The 18757-nt window shown below is 44.1% G+C and carries 13 protein-coding genes; 11 read left to right on the forward strand and 2 right to left on the reverse strand.

All coding sequences use genetic code 11. The features are described 5' to 3' along the window. Positions 1-15 precede the first annotated feature (15 nt). Both NQ117_RS14045 and NQ117_RS14050 read left to right on the forward strand, forming a co-directional pair. Positions 16-1452 carry a S41 family peptidase gene (locus NQ117_RS14045; protein WP_258278649.1) on the forward strand — a complete coding sequence of 479 codons (1437 nt, stop codon included), beginning with the start codon at positions 16-18 and terminating at the stop codon, positions 1450-1452. 119 nt (positions 1453-1571) lie between these two features. Further along, positions 1572-2867 (forward strand): PDZ domain-containing protein, encoded by a 1296-nt coding sequence (locus NQ117_RS14050; protein WP_258278650.1) that lies wholly within the window; start codon positions 1572-1574, stop codon positions 2865-2867. Between the two features lie 250 nt (positions 2868-3117). Here the strand turns inward: NQ117_RS14050 and NQ117_RS14055 are convergent, their stop codons facing one another. Both NQ117_RS14055 and NQ117_RS14060 read right to left on the reverse strand, forming a co-directional pair. Next, complete coding sequence (locus NQ117_RS14055) at positions 3118-3984, reverse strand: OmpA/MotB family protein (protein ID WP_258278651.1); 867 nt, start codon at positions 3982-3984, stop codon at positions 3118-3120. Beyond that, positions 3968-4780 (reverse strand): flagellar motor protein, encoded by an 813-nt coding sequence (locus NQ117_RS14060; RefSeq protein ID WP_258278652.1) that lies wholly within the window; start codon positions 4778-4780, stop codon positions 3968-3970. Before NQ117_RS14060 ends, NQ117_RS14055 begins: the two co-directional genes overlap by 17 nt. A 311-nt stretch (positions 4781-5091) precedes the next feature. Between NQ117_RS14060 and uvrB the strand changes: the two genes are divergently transcribed. The 9 genes from uvrB (at position 5092) to NQ117_RS14105 (ending at position 18637) form a co-directional block, all read left to right on the forward strand. Beyond that, positions 5092-7089, forward strand: a complete 1998-nt coding sequence (gene uvrB, locus NQ117_RS14065) for an excinuclease ABC subunit UvrB (protein ID WP_258278653.1) — start codon at positions 5092-5094, stop codon at positions 7087-7089. Positions 7090-7169: 80 nt separating this feature from the next. After that, positions 7170-10061, forward strand: a complete 2892-nt coding sequence (uvrA, locus tag NQ117_RS14070) for an excinuclease ABC subunit UvrA (RefSeq protein ID WP_258278654.1) — start codon at positions 7170-7172, stop codon at positions 10059-10061. A gap of 308 nt (positions 10062-10369) precedes the next feature. Then, positions 10370-11200 (forward strand): HAD family hydrolase, encoded by an 831-nt coding sequence (locus tag NQ117_RS14075; RefSeq protein ID WP_258278655.1) that lies wholly within the window; start codon positions 10370-10372, stop codon positions 11198-11200. A gap of 138 nt (positions 11201-11338) precedes the next feature. Beyond that, complete coding sequence (locus NQ117_RS14080) at positions 11339-11578, forward strand: hypothetical protein (RefSeq protein WP_258278656.1); 240 nt, start codon at positions 11339-11341, stop codon at positions 11576-11578. A 308-nt stretch (positions 11579-11886) separates the two neighbouring features. After that, positions 11887-12924 carry a S1C family serine protease gene (locus NQ117_RS14085; protein WP_258278657.1) on the forward strand — a complete coding sequence of 346 codons (1038 nt, stop codon included), beginning with the start codon at positions 11887-11889 and terminating at the stop codon, positions 12922-12924. Between the two features lie 197 nt (positions 12925-13121). Beyond that, positions 13122-13631, forward strand: a complete 510-nt coding sequence (locus tag NQ117_RS14090) for a PepSY domain-containing protein (protein WP_258278658.1) — start codon at positions 13122-13124, stop codon at positions 13629-13631. Between the two features lie 401 nt (positions 13632-14032). Continuing rightward, a complete protein-coding gene (locus tag NQ117_RS14095) occupies positions 14033-14677 on the forward strand; it encodes a PepSY domain-containing protein (protein ID WP_258278659.1) in 645 nt (214 codons plus the stop codon). 61 nt (positions 14678-14738) lie between these two features. Then, positions 14739-15926, forward strand: a complete 1188-nt coding sequence (locus tag NQ117_RS14100) for a copper amine oxidase N-terminal domain-containing protein (RefSeq protein ID WP_258278660.1) — start codon at positions 14739-14741, stop codon at positions 15924-15926. A gap of 152 nt (positions 15927-16078) precedes the next feature. Beyond that, complete coding sequence (locus NQ117_RS14105) at positions 16079-18637, forward strand: U32 family peptidase (RefSeq protein WP_258278661.1); 2559 nt, start codon at positions 16079-16081, stop codon at positions 18635-18637. The last annotated feature ends 120 nt before the right edge of the window (positions 18638-18757 follow it).

Below are 18757 nucleotides of genomic sequence, written 5' to 3' on the forward strand. Positions count from 1 at the left end.
GAAGGCGGTGAGCAGATGTCATTCAAAGGACGGACAGTAGCGCTCATGGTAGGCAGTGCAATCGTATTGAGCAGCTTACTGACGGTGGCTGTGATGAACGTACCGGCTCTTTCCGGCCATGTGAATGCAACAGGTACGGGGTTCTCATCGCAGCAGATGCAGAAGCTTAACTCTGTGCTTCATATTATTGAGAGCAATTATATAGAGCCAGTTGAACGGGAAAAGCTGGTGTCCGGCGCATTGGACGGAATGTTTGCTGTTTTGAAAGATCCTTATTCTACTTATATGAGAAGAAGCGAGGCTACTTCTTTCAATGAAAGTGTTGAGGGTGAATTTACAGGAATCGGTGCTGAAGTATCGTTAGAGGATGGCTCTGTTACGGTCGTCTCTCCGATCAAAGACTCTCCAGCTGAGAAAGCAGGCTTACAGCCTAAAGATGTACTCCTAACGGTTGATGGTGAAAGTCTTGATGGTAAAACTTTGACGGAAGCGGTTAGTAAAATCCGCGGTCCTAAAGGTTCTACCGTTAAGCTTGAGGTGAAGCGGCCTGGTCATGAGCAGGTTATGGTGTTCCATATTAAGCGCGACAAAGTAGATTTAGAGACGGTATATCCATCGATGCTGGAAGGTAATATCGGATATATTGAGCTTCGTCAATATTCTGCCAACACAGCTGAACGCTTTGAAAAGGCGCTTAAAGAGCTGGAAGCGAAGCAGATGAAAGGGCTCATTATCGATGTTCGGAATAACCCAGGCGGAGTGCTTGATACCGTTAAACAAATGACGGAGCTGTTTGTTCCTAACGGCAAGCCAATTTTGCAAGTGGAGTATCGAGATAAGAAGCGGGATGTTTATAAATCTAAAGGTACGAAAGATGTGAAACCATACCCGATTGCAGTGCTAACAAATAAAGGCAGTGCTAGTGCTTCGGAAATTATGGCAGCTGCATTACAGGAATCAGCTGGAGCTATTCTTGTTGGTGATCATACCTTTGGAAAAGGTACGGTTCAAGCAAGTCATCTTGTCACCAAAAATGATGGGGATCTCATCAAGCTTACCATTGCGAAATGGCTGACACCGGACGGTAAGTGGATACATGAAAAAGGAATTGAGCCGGATGTGAAGGTAGCTCAACCAAGCTACTTCCAAGCAGCACCTATTCCGAAAGATAAAACGCTGAAGCTTAATTTGACTTCTCCAGATGTGGCGAACGTTCAACACATTTTGAAGGGGCTCGGCTATTCGGTTGATCGAGTAGATGGTTACTTCTCACCTGATACGAAGCAAGCAGTAGAGAAGTTCCAAGGTGAACATAGTCTCCCAGTGACGGGGGAAGTGAATAAGTTGACTGCCGAGAAGTTGGAACAAGCGGTCATTAAAGCGATTCGTGATCCGAAGAATGATGCGCAATTGGATGCTGCGATTAAAGCGGTTCAGAAGGAAATTCGTTAGTCGTTGTCGAATATAGAGAAGGTTGCAGGCTTCGGCTTGTACCTTCTCTTTTTGCTTTTGTTATTAGCGACTCATTTATTTTATATGGTAAGGTGTTATATAAGAAGGGGGCGAAAGATGTGGACCTCATCGTTGCATTCGGTACTCGAATCGCTCAAGCAATATTGGTAGGGCTGTTGAATCCATTTTATTGGTTAGCAGTTGTGTTTATAGCGATACAATATCGTCGTCAAATGCTTCTGGAACGACGGTTATATGCGGTTAAGATGCGGAGTTGGCTTGAGCAGACGTGGAGAGCTTTGCTGGGAGGGTTAGCTGCTGGAGTTATAGTCAGCTTTGCCGCTGTAGGGCTTGGTGCGCTAATTCCTAGTTCAGTAATGATATTGCTTTGGATTATAACTTTTGTACTCGTACTATTTCGTGTTCGTTGGATCTGTCTCGCTTATGCTGGTGGAGTACTTGTACTGCTGCAGCTTATATTGCGACTTATGCCCGATTGGCAGCCTTCAGGATGGATGGCGGCATGGGTAACAGATCTCAGAGATATGAACGCGGCAGGCTTGCTCGTCATTATCGCGCTCGTTCATGCGGCGGAGGCTTGGCTTGTACGTAAGCAAGCAGCACGCTTTGCGAGTCCTTTCTATATGGACAGCAAGCGGGGACGCATCGTAGGTGGTTATCAGATGAACATGTTCTGGCCGATGCCGTTGTTGCTGCTCGTACCTGCTGCTGATGGATTGGTACTGCCTTGGATGCCTTTGTTTGCGGAGGGAATAGGGACTTCGGGATGGGCATTCACTGCTTTGCCGATTGTCATTGGTTTTAGTGATATGACCTATACGTATTTGCCGCAGGATAAGGCTAAAGTTACGGCGTCGAGACTGTATATGTATGCCGCAGCGCTACTGGCGGTGGCATTGCTAGCTCATTGGTGGTATCCATTAGCTCCGATTGGAGCGTTAGTGGCTATTGCGATGCATGAATGGCTTGTTTATCAAAGTCGCAGCGAGGAGTCAGGGCGAAGCTCGATGTATACGCATGATAAGCGAGGCTTACTTATCCAAGCAGTTTTGCCTGGAAGCCCGGCAGAAGAGTTGAAGCTTCAGCCAGGAGAAATTATTTCGAAAGTAAATGGAATCCCTGTTCGAACTAAAGAAGGATTGCATCAGGCTTTACGCGCAAATGCGGCCTTTTGCAAGCTTGAAGTGTTAAATAGCAATGGGGATGTGAAGTTTGTGCAGCGTGCTATGTATGCTGACGAGCATCATCAATTAGGTGTATTATTAGCTCCAGATGACAAAGTATCTTATGTTGCTGCAATGAAGCCGTTATCTGTGAGGCAATTGTTCTTGTCTCCGTGGAGAAAATCTAACAAAAGGCTTGAGCAAGCTTCAGAAGAACAAACTCTTTCTTAACGATGTGAATAGTATAAGTTGTGCTCTGACTCCAACTTGGATTCAGGGCATTTTTTGTGGATAATAAAGTGCTTACATTGAATATTCCACAATAGTTATTCCATGTTTGTGTATAAGTAGGTGGATAATGTGCATAACAAAAAAGTATATGTGAATAAGTCGTATGAAAATGTGGATAGATTGTGCGTAAAACGTAAATGGAAGAAAAAAACACCTAGGGTTATCCCCCGGTGCTGTGTTGGTTATAGCATTATGAAGTTGGGCGCATGACGCCGCGCAAAATAATAATTTCTACACGACGATTTTTTTGGCGGCCTTCTACCGTGTCATTAGTAGCGACCGGTCGTGTATCACCGTAACCTGCAATTTGAAATTGTTCTGTCTTTAGTTTGTGCTCGGATATGAAGAAGCGAAGCACAGACAATGCACGTTCAGCTGATAGCTCCCAGTTGTCTTTGTAGCGGCTGCCAGACGCAAACGGAAGATTGTCTGTATGGCCTTCAATGCTAATCATAGAATCAAGTTGACTGAACAGAGAAGCGAGCTTTGTTAGCGTTGGCTCGGCTTGAGCAGTCAATTCAGATTGCCCGAGACTGAATAGGAGTCGGTCACTTAGGCGAATCTCGATTCCTTTAGGTACATCGCTGACACTGATGGAGTTTTGTAGATCATTTTCATCGATATATTGCTGGATCTTTTTCATCGTGTCTTGAAGCTTCTGCTCCTGCTTACGGAAAGCCAAGTCTTGTTGCGTAATTTGACCAATCATAACGCCTTGATTCGATGGCGGCTGTTTGCCGTCACGGTTGTCCGTGTTGTAATCGCCAGAGCCCCCATCTACCTTCGTTTCTAATCCGCCTGTCTCTCCCGGTTTCGTATGAGCACCTTCTAAAATACCGCTGCCTTCAGGCAGAGCACCATTGCCTCCACTATTGTTGAATGTGGATTGAAGAGTTGAAGATAAGGATTCATATTTAGTTAAATCGACCTGACTCATCGCGTACATAACGACGAAAAAAATCATGAGAAGCGTAATCAGGTCGGCATAGGTGATAAGCCATCTTTCTTGATTTTCGGCTGCGGGAGCTTGTCCGCGCCTTCTACTTCTGCGTCTCAACCTTCATCCCTCGATTCATTTCTGGCATTCGAGCTAACGGTTGATGAGAAGTTTCAGTCAGCATAAAGGAACTTAGCTTTTTGCGGATGATTTGTGGGTTTTCACCTGCTTGAATAGAGAGAATGCCGTATTGAATCATCTCCATTTCTCGAATGACTTGACTGCTGCGCACTTTAATCTTGGTGCATACCGGCAAATAGATGACATTGGCAGTTGCTACGCCGTACAAAGTTGCTATAAAGGCAACTGCAATCGAAGGCCCTAGGTTGGCAGGATCATTCAAGCTGCCAAGTACATGAATAAGACCCATGACTGTACCGATAATCCCCATGGTTGGAGCGTATCCGCCTGCAGCTTCGAATATTTTGGCATAACCTTCATGCTTCTGTTCGACAGCGTCGATATCTAGGTCGGTCAGTTCTTTCACCGTTTCCGCTTCAGTGCCGTCAACGACAAGTAGCAGACCATCTTTCAGGAAGGGATTGTTATGTTTATGTGCTTCATCCTCCAGAACGAGAACACCTTCACGGCGAGCTTGAGTAGCCATTGCGACAATATCATCTATGAGTTGGGGCATCTCGGACTTTGGCTGTGTAAACGCCATTCTCAATGCATCAGGTATTGTGCGCAAACGATTGGCTGGGAAGCTGACAACGACTGCGGCAATCGTACCGCCAAATACGATGATAGCTGCAGTGCTTTCCCACAGCCCGCTCAAATGACCGCCTTCCATAATAAATCCGCCGATGAGTGCGATAAGCCCAGCGGCAATTCCGACAATCGTCGTTTTGTCCATAAATAGTATCCTCCCAAATGAAGTTCCCATTTGCATCCAAACAGTTGTAGGAGTATAATTAAAGGGAACAAACATTCTTATTTTACCTTGAATTAAGTTATGATGGATTGATAATAAATCCGTTCATTTCATATATAGCTATTTAGCATTGATATTTGCTGTTGTGATAGGGCTATACTGTTTCATATATCGGGTGTTCGGAAGCGAAACTTTAGCATAATGACGGTGGTTGAGGGAAATGAATCTCAAGACCTAGAAGCAAGGTTTTATTAGATTAGGATCGAGAATGAAGGGTGCGGTGATAAGCGAGTATGGAACATATTCAGATGAGTTCGAAGTCGTTTGAGTTAGTATCAGATTTTAGTCCCCAAGGAGACCAGCCACAGGCGATTAAAGAACTGCTAAAGGGGGTCAATGAGGGGAAGCGATACCAAACGCTGCTCGGTGCAACGGGTACGGGTAAGACATACACGATTGCCCATACGATTGCCCAGCTCAATCGGCCTACACTTGTCATCGCACATAATAAGACATTGGCTGCTCAGCTATGCAGTGAGTTCAAAGAATTTTTCCCTAATAATGCAGTGGAATACTTCGTCAGTTATTATGATTACTTCCAGCCCGAAGCTTACATTCCGTCCTCGGATACGTATATTGAGAAAGATTCAAGTATTAATGAAGAGATCGATAAACTACGTCACTCTGCGACGTCATCTTTATTTGAGCGACGGGATGTTATCATCGTAGCGAGTGTATCGTGTATTTATGGTTTAGGTTCACCGATTGAATACGGAAATTTGGTATTTTCTATACGTACGGGCATGGAAAGGTCACGCAATGAAATATTGTCCAAGTTGGTGGACATTCAATATCAGCGCAATGACTTGAATTTTGTGCGTGGAACATTCCGTGTACGGGGCGATGTAATCGAGATTTTCCCAGCATCCAAGGGAGAGCAGGCTGTTCGTGTAGAGTTGTTTGGCGATGAGATTGAGCGCATTACGGAAATTGATGTGCTTACGGGTGAGATTATTGGCGAACGTGATCATGTGGCGATATTCCCAGCATCTCACTTCGTTACAGCTTCGGAAACGATGAAGGTGGCGCTCGTTAATATCGAGCGTGAATTGGAAGAGCGCCTGCAAGTGCTGCGCAGCGAAAATAAACTGCTGGAAGCTCAGCGTCTTGAACAGCGTACGCGCTATGATATTGAGATGATGCAGGAGATGGGCTTCTGTTCTGGTATTGAGAACTACTCGGGTCCGCTTACGTTCCGTGAGCCTGGTGCGACACCATACACCTTGTTGGATTACTTCCCTGATGACTTTGTTGTTGTTGTCGATGAGTCACATGTAACGCTTCCGCAAATTCGAGGCATGTATAATGGTGACCGAGCAAGGAAGACAGTGTTGGTGGAACATGGTTTCCGTTTGCCGTCCGCATTGGACAATCGACCACTCCGATTCGAGGAGTTTGAGAGCAAAGTAAGCCAAGCTTTGTTTATCTCGGCAACGCCAGGACCATTTGAGTTAGAGCATACACCAGAGATGGTACAGCAAATCATTCGTCCAACGGGATTGCTTGATCCTGTTATCGAGGTTCGTCCTACGAAGGGACAAATCGATGATCTTATTGGAGAAATAAGAACGCGCATTGATAAGGATGAGCGTGTGCTCGTCACAACGTTGACGAAGAAGATGTCAGAGGACTTGACGGACTATTTGAAAGAGATAGGGATCAAGGTTAAATATTTACACTCTGATATTAAGACGTTAGAGCGGATGATGATATTGCGTGATCTACGTCTAGGTGTTGTTGATGTATTAATCGGCATTAACTTGTTGCGAGAAGGATTGGACTTACCAGAGGTATCCCTGGTAGCCATTCTCGATGCGGACAAGGAAGGATTCCTGCGTGCGGAACGATCACTTATTCAGACAATTGGGCGTGCAGCGCGTAATGCGGATGGATTCGTTATCATGTATGGTGATAAGATTACGGATTCAATGGATAAGGCGCTCAAAGAAACGGCACGCCGTCGTACGATCCAAATCGCATATAATGAGAAGCACGGCATTACGCCGCAAACGATCCGCAAGAAAGTACGGGATGTTATTGAAGCAACGAAAGCTGCTGAGTCGAAGGAAGAGTACACAACTAACAAACCTCTTGAGAAGATGTCGAAGAAGGATCGTCATGCTGTCATTGAGCGCTTAGAGCAGGATATGAAAGAAGCGGCGAAAAACTTGCAGTTTGAGCGTGCTGCGGAACTGCGCGATGCATTGTTGGAGCTGCGTGCAATGGATTGAGGAGTAGAACGAATATTTCGTTCTATTGATATAGAAGCTTGAAATTGTGGTTCGCGTGAACCTAGAGCGGAGGGTGTAAGTTGGCTAGTGAGAATATCGTCATTAAAGGGGCAAGAGCCCACAACTTAAAAAATATTGATGTCACGATCCCTCGTGATAAATTCGTCGTGTTGACGGGTTTGAGCGGATCTGGCAAGTCATCTTTGGCATTCGATACGATTTATGCGGAAGGACAGCGTCGTTATGTAGAATCGTTATCTGCCTATGCGCGTCAATTTCTCGGTCAAATGGAGAAGCCAGATGTAGATTCGATTGATGGGCTTTCGCCTGCTATTTCTATCGATCAGAAGACAACTAGCCGTAATCCTCGTTCTACAGTAGGAACGGTAACGGAGATTTATGACTATCTTCGTCTATTGTTTGCACGTATTGGTCGCCCACATTGTCCAGACCACGGTCTTGAGATTACATCTCAGACGGTAGAGCAGATGGTTGATCGAATTATGACCTATCCGGAACGGACCAAGCTGCAATTGCTAGCTCCCATCGTATCGGGACGCAAAGGCGAGCATAAATCTGTGTTTGCTGATATTCAAAAACAAGGTTTCGTTCGTGTACGTGTTGACGGAGAAATACGCGATGTGTCTGATGCGATTGAGTTAGAAAAGAACAAGAAGCATAATATCGAAGTGGTTGTTGACCGTATCGTTGTTAAGGATGATATTGAAGCAAGACTTGCAGATTCGATCGAGACTGCGTTGAACTTGTCCGGTGGCAAGCTTATCGTTGATATTATTGATCAGGAAGAGCTTGTGTTCAGTTCCAAATTAGCTTGTCCAGAGTGTGGATTCAGCATCGATGAGTTGGCACCGCGCATGTTCTCATTTAACAGTCCCTTTGGTGCTTGCTCTGAATGTGATGGGCTTGGACAGAAAATGATTGTCGATGCTGAGCTGCTTGTGCCAGACCGAGATAAATCAATCGATGATGGAGCATTCGAGGCATGGGCCGGAAGTACGTCGAACTACTATCCACAGTTCCTTCGTGCTGTCTGCGAGCATTATTCTATTCCGACTGACATTCCGGTTTCACAATTGGAACCTGAGCATATGACGAAGATTCTTCATGGCACAGGATCTGAGAAGATTCGATTTGTTTATGAAAATGACTTTGGACACCGCAAGGAAGCACAAGTTACCTTTGAAGGCGTTATTCATAATCTAGAGCGCCGCTATCGCGAGACAGCTTCCGAAGGCATCCGTGAATTTATCGAAGGATTTATGAGTGCGAAGCCATGCGGTGGCTGTAAAGGGCATCGTCTTCGCAAAGAAAGTATAGCTGTGACGATTAATGATCAGAACATCGCGTTCGTTACGGCATTGTCGATTGGTGAGGCGCAGCAATGGTTTGAGTCGTTGACACTTACAGATAAAGAATTGCTGATTGCAAGCCTTATTTTGAAGGAAATTAATGCTCGATTGGGCTTCTTAGTCAATGTCGGGCTTCAATATTTGACGTTGAATCGAGCTGCTGGTACATTGTCCGGCGGTGAGGCACAGCGTATTCGTCTAGCAACACAAATAGGTTCCAGCCTGATGGGCGTATTGTACATTCTAGACGAGCCGAGCATTGGACTTCATCAACGTGATAACGACCGTTTGATTCGCACGTTGGAGCATATGCGCAATTTGGGCAACACGCTCATTGTTGTTGAACATGATGAAGATACGATGCTGGCTGCTGATTATATTATTGATATCGGGCCAGGAGCGGGTATTCATGGTGGTAAGGTTGTATCACAAGGTACACCGCAGGAAGTTATGCAGGATGAGCAATCCTTGACGGGTGCATATTTGAGTGGACGTAAATTCATTCCAGTACCGCTGCAGCGTCGTAAGACAGATGATCGTTGGTTGGAAATTCGCGGTGCAAAGGAAAATAACTTGCGCAACGTCAATGTAAAGATTCCGTTAGGTGTCTTTACGGCTGTAACGGGAGTTTCGGGATCAGGCAAGTCTACGCTTATTAATGAAATTCTTTATAAGACGTTAGCGCGTGATCTGCATAAGGCAAAAGTTCGTCCTGGTGCACATCGTGAAATTCGAGGCCTTGAGCATATTGAGAAGGTTATCGATATTGACCAGTCGCCAATCGGCCGTACGCCACGCTCCAATCCAGCAACGTATACGGGCGTCTTTGACGATATTCGTGATTTGTTCGCGACAACGAATGAAGCGAAGATTCGTGGCTATAAAAAGGGCCGTTTCAGTTTTAATGTGAAGGGCGGACGTTGTGAGGCATGCCGCGGGGACGGAATTATTAAGATTGAGATGCACTTCCTGCCGGATGTGTATGTGCCTTGTGAAATATGTAAGGGCAAACGCTATAATCGTGAAACCTTGGACGTTAAGTACAAAGGCAAAAATATCGCAGATATTTTGGGTATGACGATTGAGGATTCGGTAGCATTCTTCCAGAACGTGCCGCGTATTCATCGTAAGCTGCAAACGCTGCTGGATGTTGGACTTGGCTATATGACATTGGGACAGCCGGCAACGACATTGTCTGGCGGTGAGGCACAGCGTGTGAAGCTTGCTTCTGAGCTGTATCGCCGCAGTACGGGCAAGACGTTGTATATTTTGGACGAGCCGACTACAGGTTTGCATGTAGCGGATATCGATCGACTGTTAGAAGTACTGCATCGTCTTGTTGAATCAGGTGAAAGTGTGCTCGTTATTGAGCACAACTTGGATGTTATCAAGACAGCCGATTATATGATCGACCTTGGTCCAGAGGGGGGCAGTGGCGGTGGTATGATTGTTGCTCAAGGTACACCGGAACAAGTCGTTCAAGTGAAAGAGTCATATACTGGACAGTATTTGCTACCAATTATGGAACGAGATCGTGTACGCACAGTCGAGTTGCAAGGACAGCAGATAGACGAAGGTAATGAAGTAGGCAGTTCAACGTAAAGTATAATTATAAGCAGTTACACCGCAAGTTAAGTGGTAAGTGATAGTCTGAATCTCATTTATCTTGCAGTTGTTAATCGTTATCTGATCTGGAACATAAATGCGATGTAGTAGGGGAAGCAGTGTTATTGCAGTCTTCCCTAATTACATCGCATTTTTTATATGGACAGATGTGGGCATGTGGGCCAAGTTTGAACGATTTGACTTGCTACTTGCATATTGGCTGGCGGATGTATCAGTTCTTACGTACATAAGCCTACTCAATTGTTGTCTAAGGAAGGAGATTGTTGGAAGGAGATGGGCTTCCTTTGTCGAAAACGTTGTACAGACGATGTACTCGTGAATGGACTACAGGGCAAAGGGTGAGAGAAATGGTAGAACTAAGTGTAGGCGGCAATCATGTGCAAGTAAAAGGTGTGTTGTTAGATAAAGACGGTACTTTATTGCAGTTTATTAGTTTATGGGGGCGCTGGGCAGAAACCGTACTAGAAGGTTTGGAGCGGGAACTGCGCCTTGAAGGGACAGAATTACCTGAAGGGCCAGGTTTTTTGCTAGGCGTTAATCTTGATGAAAATCGTCATGTGCTCTCTCATGATCGGTTCGGTCCATTGGCGATGGGTTCTCCTTCACAGATGATAGGAATCGCTGCTTATTACTTATATCGGGCTGGTGTCCCTTGGAATGATGCGGTGCGTCGCGCTACGGATGTATTTGAGCACGCAAATGCAGGTAATGTATTGAACGCTCAAATTGAACCTGTACGTGGTGTTGTAGCGTTTTTGGAGCGCTGCAAAGAACTTGGCTTGAAGCTAGGCGTTGTTACAGCAGATGATAAAGAACCTTCCCAGGATCACTTGACGAAAATGGGGATTCGCCAGCATTTTGATAGTGTTGTTGGGGATGATTGCGTGTCCCATGGCAAGCCATATCCGGATATGGTGTATTTGGCTTGTGAGGAGCTTGGATTGGAGCCGAAGGACGTTGTTGTCATTGGAGACTCTACGGGCGATATGGAGATGAGTGCTAGCGCAGGCTGTGCGATGCATATTTTCATTGATGAGGATGGACACTTTCAACAAAAGCCGGCATCAGCAGATGTCATGATCCGCTCTTATGATGAGATAAAACTACTGCCATAGAATAAGCGGATTATTTTCGGAATTGTGAATAAATCGTGACAATATAGTTTGATTTCCAACATTTATGTTGCAAGATAGAATGGATAAATATAACATGGGATAAGATAGGTAAACTCTTTGCATAAAGGGAGGTCCACCATGTTAATAGCTGCAGGTGAGGCAGGCAAAGTCGCCTTTGATTGGTTCGATGTATTTATGGTCGCATTTACTTTAATTTTGCTCTGGGCATTGATTAGACAAGTGAAGCAGCGTCCGCGCAACTTATTCGCACTAGGGTTTGCTGCAGTAAGCTTGCTTACATTTGTTCTTGCAGATGTCGTTATGGTATGCGGATATCTTGGAATTACTCCTCCAGATTACTTCTTCTTTTTGAGGTAGTGCAGCTAGCTTCTACTAGTTTGAAACGTAGGTTGTTACTTATTTGACTCTTGCTCCATCTATATGTAATGGGTATTCGTACATAAGAGAGTGATAAGGAACATGGCTGCCAGCTGAGCTGGAAGCTGGGAAGTAGTCTAACCGTTATTTATAGAAAAGATCAGTCAAGTGGGGACTGATTTATAGACGTCGGATTGTGTTGAACTCTTTGATGATTATCGTCAAAGAGTTTTTTTATTCCCTAACTAGGGAGAAAGACTATAATAGATATGAGAATATGATTATATGTATGGCGGGAGTGTTGAGTTTTGAAACGATTAAGAAGTTGGTCTTTATTTACGATGATAATAGCGTTAGTAATAGCAGTAACCGTAACCGCAATTCCTCAGCAAGTAGGAGCTGTAAAATCTTCTTCTGCTTTAGCTAACGTGTCATCAAATATTATTCCGAATCTAGTAAAACAGGTGAATCCTGCGGTCGTAACGATTATTGGGCAAGATCCATTGCTGTTAGAAGAAGTGGAGGATCCGCGGGATGCATTAGGATTCGGATCTGGCTTTGCCATTCGCAGTGATGGTTGGATCGTTACAAATGCACATGTTGTGAATGGACTTAAAGCGGTCAAAGTCATTTTTCAAGATGGGAAGAAGTACGATGTAGTTAAGTCTCTTGTTGATGAAGAGACTGATATTGCTTTAATTAAAATAAATGCGAAGAACTTGAAGACGTTGAAATTGGCTTCCAATAACACAAAAGTGGAACTTGGTGAAACGGTCATTGCCTTCGGAGTGCCTTTACAAGTGAAGCTGAGAAATAGCGTCAGTGCAGGGATTGTGAGTGGATTGGACCGTAATATTGATGAGCCCTATCGATATTTGCAAACCGATGCAGCGATCAATCCAGGTAATAGTGGTGGACCGCTTGTTAATTTACGTGGTGAAGTAATTGGAGTAAATACGCTGAAGGCGTTCGGCGAGGATGTGGATACACTAGGATTTGCTGTACCTGTAGATACGGTGAGATGGGTAACATCAGAGTTGCTTCAATACAGCAAGGTGAGGCGATCATCGATTGGTATTATGTTGGAAGAGAGCTGGGCTGCCTCTTATGGGTTGCCGGCGAAAGAAGGTTTAACGATTACAGAGGTGAAATCGGCAAATGCCAAAAAAGCGGGCTTGAGCAAAGGAGACAAGCTGCTTACCGTGAATGGTCATGCTGTTCAAACGATTGTTGATGTAAATGAAGCACTTAAAGGTGTATTACCGGGTAAAACGATTAAGATGAAGGTAAAGCAGCGATCCAATGGTAAAGTAGTTGAACGAAAAGTAACGTTAGGGAAAAAATAAGAAGATGGTAGGCCTGCTTCTTCACGGAGCAGGTTTTTTGTTTTTATATTTTTACATTCTCATATTCTCATCAATTTCTCATTTTGTTATTGTTTTCTTCTCATTTTCGACATCTATGATAAGGATGTAAGCAAGAACAGAAGAATCGTACAGCAGGAAGCATACCGACAATTCAACTTTCAAGGAGGAAATGTAAGATGAAAAAATGGATTGCGACTTCAGTGGCAGGTGCGTTAGTGGTAAGTGGGCTTGGATTTGGCAGTGTGGTAAATGCAGATCATAATAATAAGCAAGCAAAGGTCGTACAAACTTCGAAAAAAAATGAAGTTCGAATTTCATTAGCGTTGGCAAATCAAATTGCTAAGCAAGTGTATAACGGCGGTAAGATTGAGGAGATCGAACTCGAAAGGAAGAATGGTCGTCTTGTTTACCATGTAGAGTTTGAGAACCGCAAAGATAAAGAAGATGAGATTTATATTGATGCAGATACGGGAAGCGTAACTTTCGAAAAAGATTTCAAATTGAATGATGACGATGACAACGATGATGACAAAGACGATGACAAAGACGATGATCGCGATGACAACGATGATGATAACGACGATCAAGATGACGACAACGATGATAATGATGATGACGAAGACGATAATGACGACAGCGATGACGATCAAGATGATGATAGCGACGATGATGGTGATGAAGATTAAGATGGTTAGTGTGAAGTAAGTAAGCAGATGTAATAACAATAGGAGCAGAACCATTCATAACCTATAAATCAGATTGTTTTCATATAAATAGTGTGGTTGACGAGAGACACCTTTCCCCAGAAGGTGTCTTTCTGCATGTTGTGACGTATAGATGCTCAGGGGAACAAATTGTAGAAAATGTGCAGTGGGTATGTACAATTTAATCTTTAGTTAGTAATTTCTCATCAATTTCTCATCTTTCTATTCATTTGTTCTCATTTAGCAGGGTTAATATAAGGTCATAGGAAAGAACAACAAGAACAAACGGCAGCACAGATAAGTGAGAACGAATAAGAACGAAGATGATTATGAAGTACAAATGAACTTAAAATTTAACAATACATTACTAGGAGGAAAACAAAATGAAAAATTGGGTAGTAGCAACAGTTGCAGGAGCAGTATTAGTGGGTGGCGTAGGATTTGGTTCTGTAGTAATGGCGGATAACAATGACCAATCTAAGGCAAGAGCGGTGCAAGCAGCTAATCAAAATGAAGTGAAACTATCTTTCGCACAAGCGAAGACGATCGCTAAAGGTTTGTTCAAGGATGCTAAAATTGATGAAATCGAATTGGAGAAAGTCAACGGCCGTCTCGTTTATCATGTTGAGTTCGAGAACCGCAAAGATAAAGAAGATGAAGTAATCATCGATGCAACGACAGCTCATGTGACTTGGGAAAAAGATTTCAAGAAGAACGGCAAGCATGACGATGACTATAACGATCGTGACGACCATGATGATAACGACGATGACAATGACGACCGCGATGATCGTGATGACAAGCAAGTACCGACTAGCAAAGTAAACATTAGCAAGGAACAAGCTAAAAAAATAGCATTAACTCAAGTATCTGGTAAAGTTGATGATATTGAGCTTGAGAAAAAGTTCCGCAATCACGTATATGAATATGTATATGAAGTAGAAGTTGATGTGAAAAAGGGCGACGATGCTACGGTATACGTAAGCGCTGAGACAGGCAAAGTCCTCAAAGTAGAGTTGGAAGACTAATTAGGTAGTGAAAAACTTAATTTATAAAAAGACAAAAGGGCATCCCTAGGGGTGCCCTTTTGTGTATAGTTTGGATATAATTGGGGAGGAAGCATTGTTTGATAGACTAGGCAGAGTTATTTTATTTATTTGTTCAATAACACAACTTGGGGAGAACAAAAAGATGCTAATGAGCAGAAATGTGAATGTGCAACGCAGTAAGGCTAGTACCTTAAAAATAATATCGTTATTTGTAGGTATTTTATGTTGGGTGGTCATCTTAAGTACTGATCAGGTTGTAGCGAGGATTGCTTCACAGACAAATGAAAAGCTATTTGATTCTTATAAAGATATTCATTTTTTGCATGTAAGTCCAGGACATAATGAAGCTTCCTATAACGGCATGATAATAAAAACGAAGAATAAGCCCTATATTGATAATGAGCATTTTATGCTTCCGGCTCATTGGATTTCGAAGTTTATTGGCCTAGAGATGAGTGTAGATGGAAATCGAATTTTACTTGCAGACGACAATCAGACATGGGAGTTTTATAGCGACTCAAATCGCGCCATTTTAAATGGAAAAGAATTAAATTTGCCAATCGCTACAAAGGGAAGCGGGGAGCAAATGGTCGTACCTATCCGAGTATTTAAAGATATTTATAAGATGGAGTATTTTATCCACTTTTATAGTGACATTCCGGTATATGCTTTAGTTCGATATTCTGATGTGTCTTCGTACGAAAAGGAGATTCTTCATGAAGCCCATAACGTACGACGTATCGGTCATCCAGACTTCCAATGGTCGATTGCTTATCCAATGGATTGGAAAAAACCATTTGAGTTTATGAATAGTGATCGAACACATTTTTTTGACCATCGCGATGATGATCTAACCTTGTACATAAAGATAGGGAAAGGCGTACCAGCGCACAAGCCTTACTATAACGAGAATAGAATAACTAAAATTTTCGAGAACCTCGACTCGATTGATGGATATAGTTCAAAGAAGGGAAAAGGATTAGAAAAGCCTCGAATAGGTACTAATGCAGGAAACACCTTTTATGAATTTGGTTACTATGAGGGGGATTACTACTCTTTTTTGAGGACTATATATGCGGGGGATACTACGGTAACAATTATTTTGTATAGTAAAGATAGGCAGAAAGTGAGAGACAACATTCCTCTGATGAATACGTTTACCCTTCAATATAAGCTTGAAGGCGTAGAAACTCTAGATATTAATCATGTAGTTGGTTCTGAAAAATAGCGATTCTTAGTAAACTATACAGCTGCGTTGCTCGATTTTAAAAGGGCAGCGTTTTTTTGTGACCGTTATCATGGCAAATGATCACTTTAGGTAGATCGAAGCAGGGGAATGGGGTAAACTATATAGTTAGTGCTTAACGCAACTTACGGAGGATGAGAATGAGAGCGATTAGACGAGAAGATATAGAGTTGTTGGCGCCGGCTGGAGATTGGGATTGTATGCGAGCTGCCGTTGCAAACGGAGCAGATGCGATATTTTTTGGTGTGGAGAAGTTCAATGCGCGTGCGCGTGCAAATAACTTCCGCATGGATGATCTTCCAGATATCATGGCTTATTTGCATAGTTATGGAGTCAAAGGTTTTTTGACTTTCAATATACTAGTGTTTGAAGACGAATTGAAAGATGCACAGACCCTTATCGATGCTTGTATCGACGCTGGTGTGGATGCGGTTATCGTACAAGATTTAGGTCTTGTGAAAATGATTCGTGAGATGTCGCCAGACTTCCCAATTCACGGTTCCACTCAGATGACGATTACGTCTCCTGAAGCGGTTGAATTCACGAAGCCGTATGATATGGAGCGGGTCGTACTCGGTCGTGAGAATAACTTGAAGCAGATTAAAAAAATCGCAGATTCTGCAAATGTACCACTTGAAGTATTCGTACACGGTGCATTGTGCGTATCCTACTCTGGACAATGTTTGACATCTGAGATGTGGGGCGGTCGTTCTGCGAACCGCGGTGAATGTGCACAAGCATGCCGCTTGCCATATGACATGATGGTAGACGGTGAGCATCAACCGATGGGTGATATCACATACTTGTTGTCACCGAAGGACTTGGCAGCGATTGAGCTTGTGCCTGATCTAATTGAAGCGGGCGTCGTTTCCTTTAAAATCGAAGGCCGTATGAAACAGCCTGAGTATGTGGCAAATGTCGTGAGCAAGTATCGCAAAGCGATTGATGATTACTTTGCGGGCACGTGGACGGGCCCTACGAAGGAAGAAGTACGTGAATTGCAGCAGAGCTTCTCTCGCGGCTTTACGCATGGCTTCTTGAGCGGCACGAACAATAAGCAGCTCGTAGACGGTACGTTCCCGAAGAGCCGTGGTGTCTATGTGGGACGCGTTGAGCAAGTACTGCGCGACGGCGTCGTGTGCAAGATCGAAGCGCCTTTGAAGCGCGGAGACGGTATTGGCTTTGATGCGGGCGACCCGACGAAGAAGGAAGAAGGCGGTCGCATCTACGATCTTCGCCGCAAGGGCGTTAAGCTCGAAGGCGAAGCTGAAGAAGGCTGGGTCGTGGACATTGTACCAGGACGCAGCGACGTGGATCTTCGTCGAGTTAAAGTTGGCGATAAGATTTGGAAGACAGGTGACCAGGCATTAGATAAGCGTATGCGTGCTACGTTTGATACGGAGAAGCCTTACAAAGTATTCCCGATGCATGTGCGCGTAGAAGGCCGTGTAGGTGAACCATTGCGTACGTGGTGGACGGATGTTCAGAAGGGAACAACTGTTGAAGTAGCTTCCGAGATGATGCTGGAAGCTGCGCAGAAGCGCCCGATGGACAAAGCCCTGTTGGAAGAGCAGCTCGGCCGCCTTGGAGGTACTGTGTACCAGTTGGAGCAGATCGACGTAACGTTGGAAGGTGACGTAATCGTACCAATGCGCGAGTTGAATGCGATTCGTCGTCGCGCGGTGGATCATTTAGCAGGCGAGCGACCAAAGCCTCCTATATATGTGAAGCATGAGGTTGATGTAGTGGCAGATGCGGTTGTTGAGCACACGCCTGTCGCTTATGGCGAAGCTCAGCTGACAGCGCTGTGCCGTACTTTGGAGCAGGTACAAATGGCGGTGAAGACCGATGTAGCGATGATTTATGCTGACTTCGAATTTATTAAGCAGTTCCCTGCTGCAATCGAAACATGCCGAGCTGCGGGCAAACCGATTGCACTCGTTACGCCGCGTATCCATATGCCGAACGAGAACGGATACCATCGTAACATTTTGAAGTTAAAGCCAGATGCTGTGTTGGTGCGTAATACAGGAGCATTGTATTTCTATCAGCAAGCGAAGGCTGAATGGGAGAAACAAATTGCTGAAGGAAATGTGCCGGCCGATGTTCAATTGGAGAACGGTACATTCCCGCAAATTATTGGTGACTTCTCCTTGAACGTAGCGAACCATAAAGCGGTTCAGTTATTTATCGAGGAAGGTCTGGATAAGATTACTCCATCATATGACCTAAACATTCAGCAAATGGTCGATATGTTGGGTAAATCTGAAACGTCCAAGCTGGAAATTGTTATTCATCAGCATTTGCCGATGTTCCATACCGAGCATTGTACGTACTGTACGTTCCTGAGCGAAGGTACGGATTATACGAACTGTGGCCGTCCTTGTGAGGAGCACAACATTTCCTTGCGTGACCGTATTGGAATGTCTCATCCTGTTCGTGTTGATGAGGGCTGCCGTAATACGGTGTACAACGCAATCGAGCAATCAGGTGCTGAATACTTGGCAAACTTCATGGAATTGGGTGTGTCCACATACCGAGTAGAGTTCCTAGAAGAGACGCCAGAGCAGGTATCTGAGGTTATTGACCTTTATCAGCAGGCTTTGCTTGGACAGGTTAGCGGTACGCAAGTGTGGCGTAAGCTGAAAGCGACGAATCAATTAGGTGTTACACGTGGTCAGTTAGTGAAATAATGTGTATTCCTTGAGATGCAAACTAGAATGGATATGAATATTGTTTCTAGGAGGCTTTCAATACGAACACTCTGAAATAGCAAATCCCTCTAAACTGGCCTATAAGGATGGCCATGTTTA

The sequence above is a fragment of the Paenibacillus sp. SC116 genome, from assembly GCF_024733555.1.
Lineage (GTDB): Bacteria > Bacillota > Bacilli > Paenibacillales > Paenibacillaceae > Paenibacillus_B.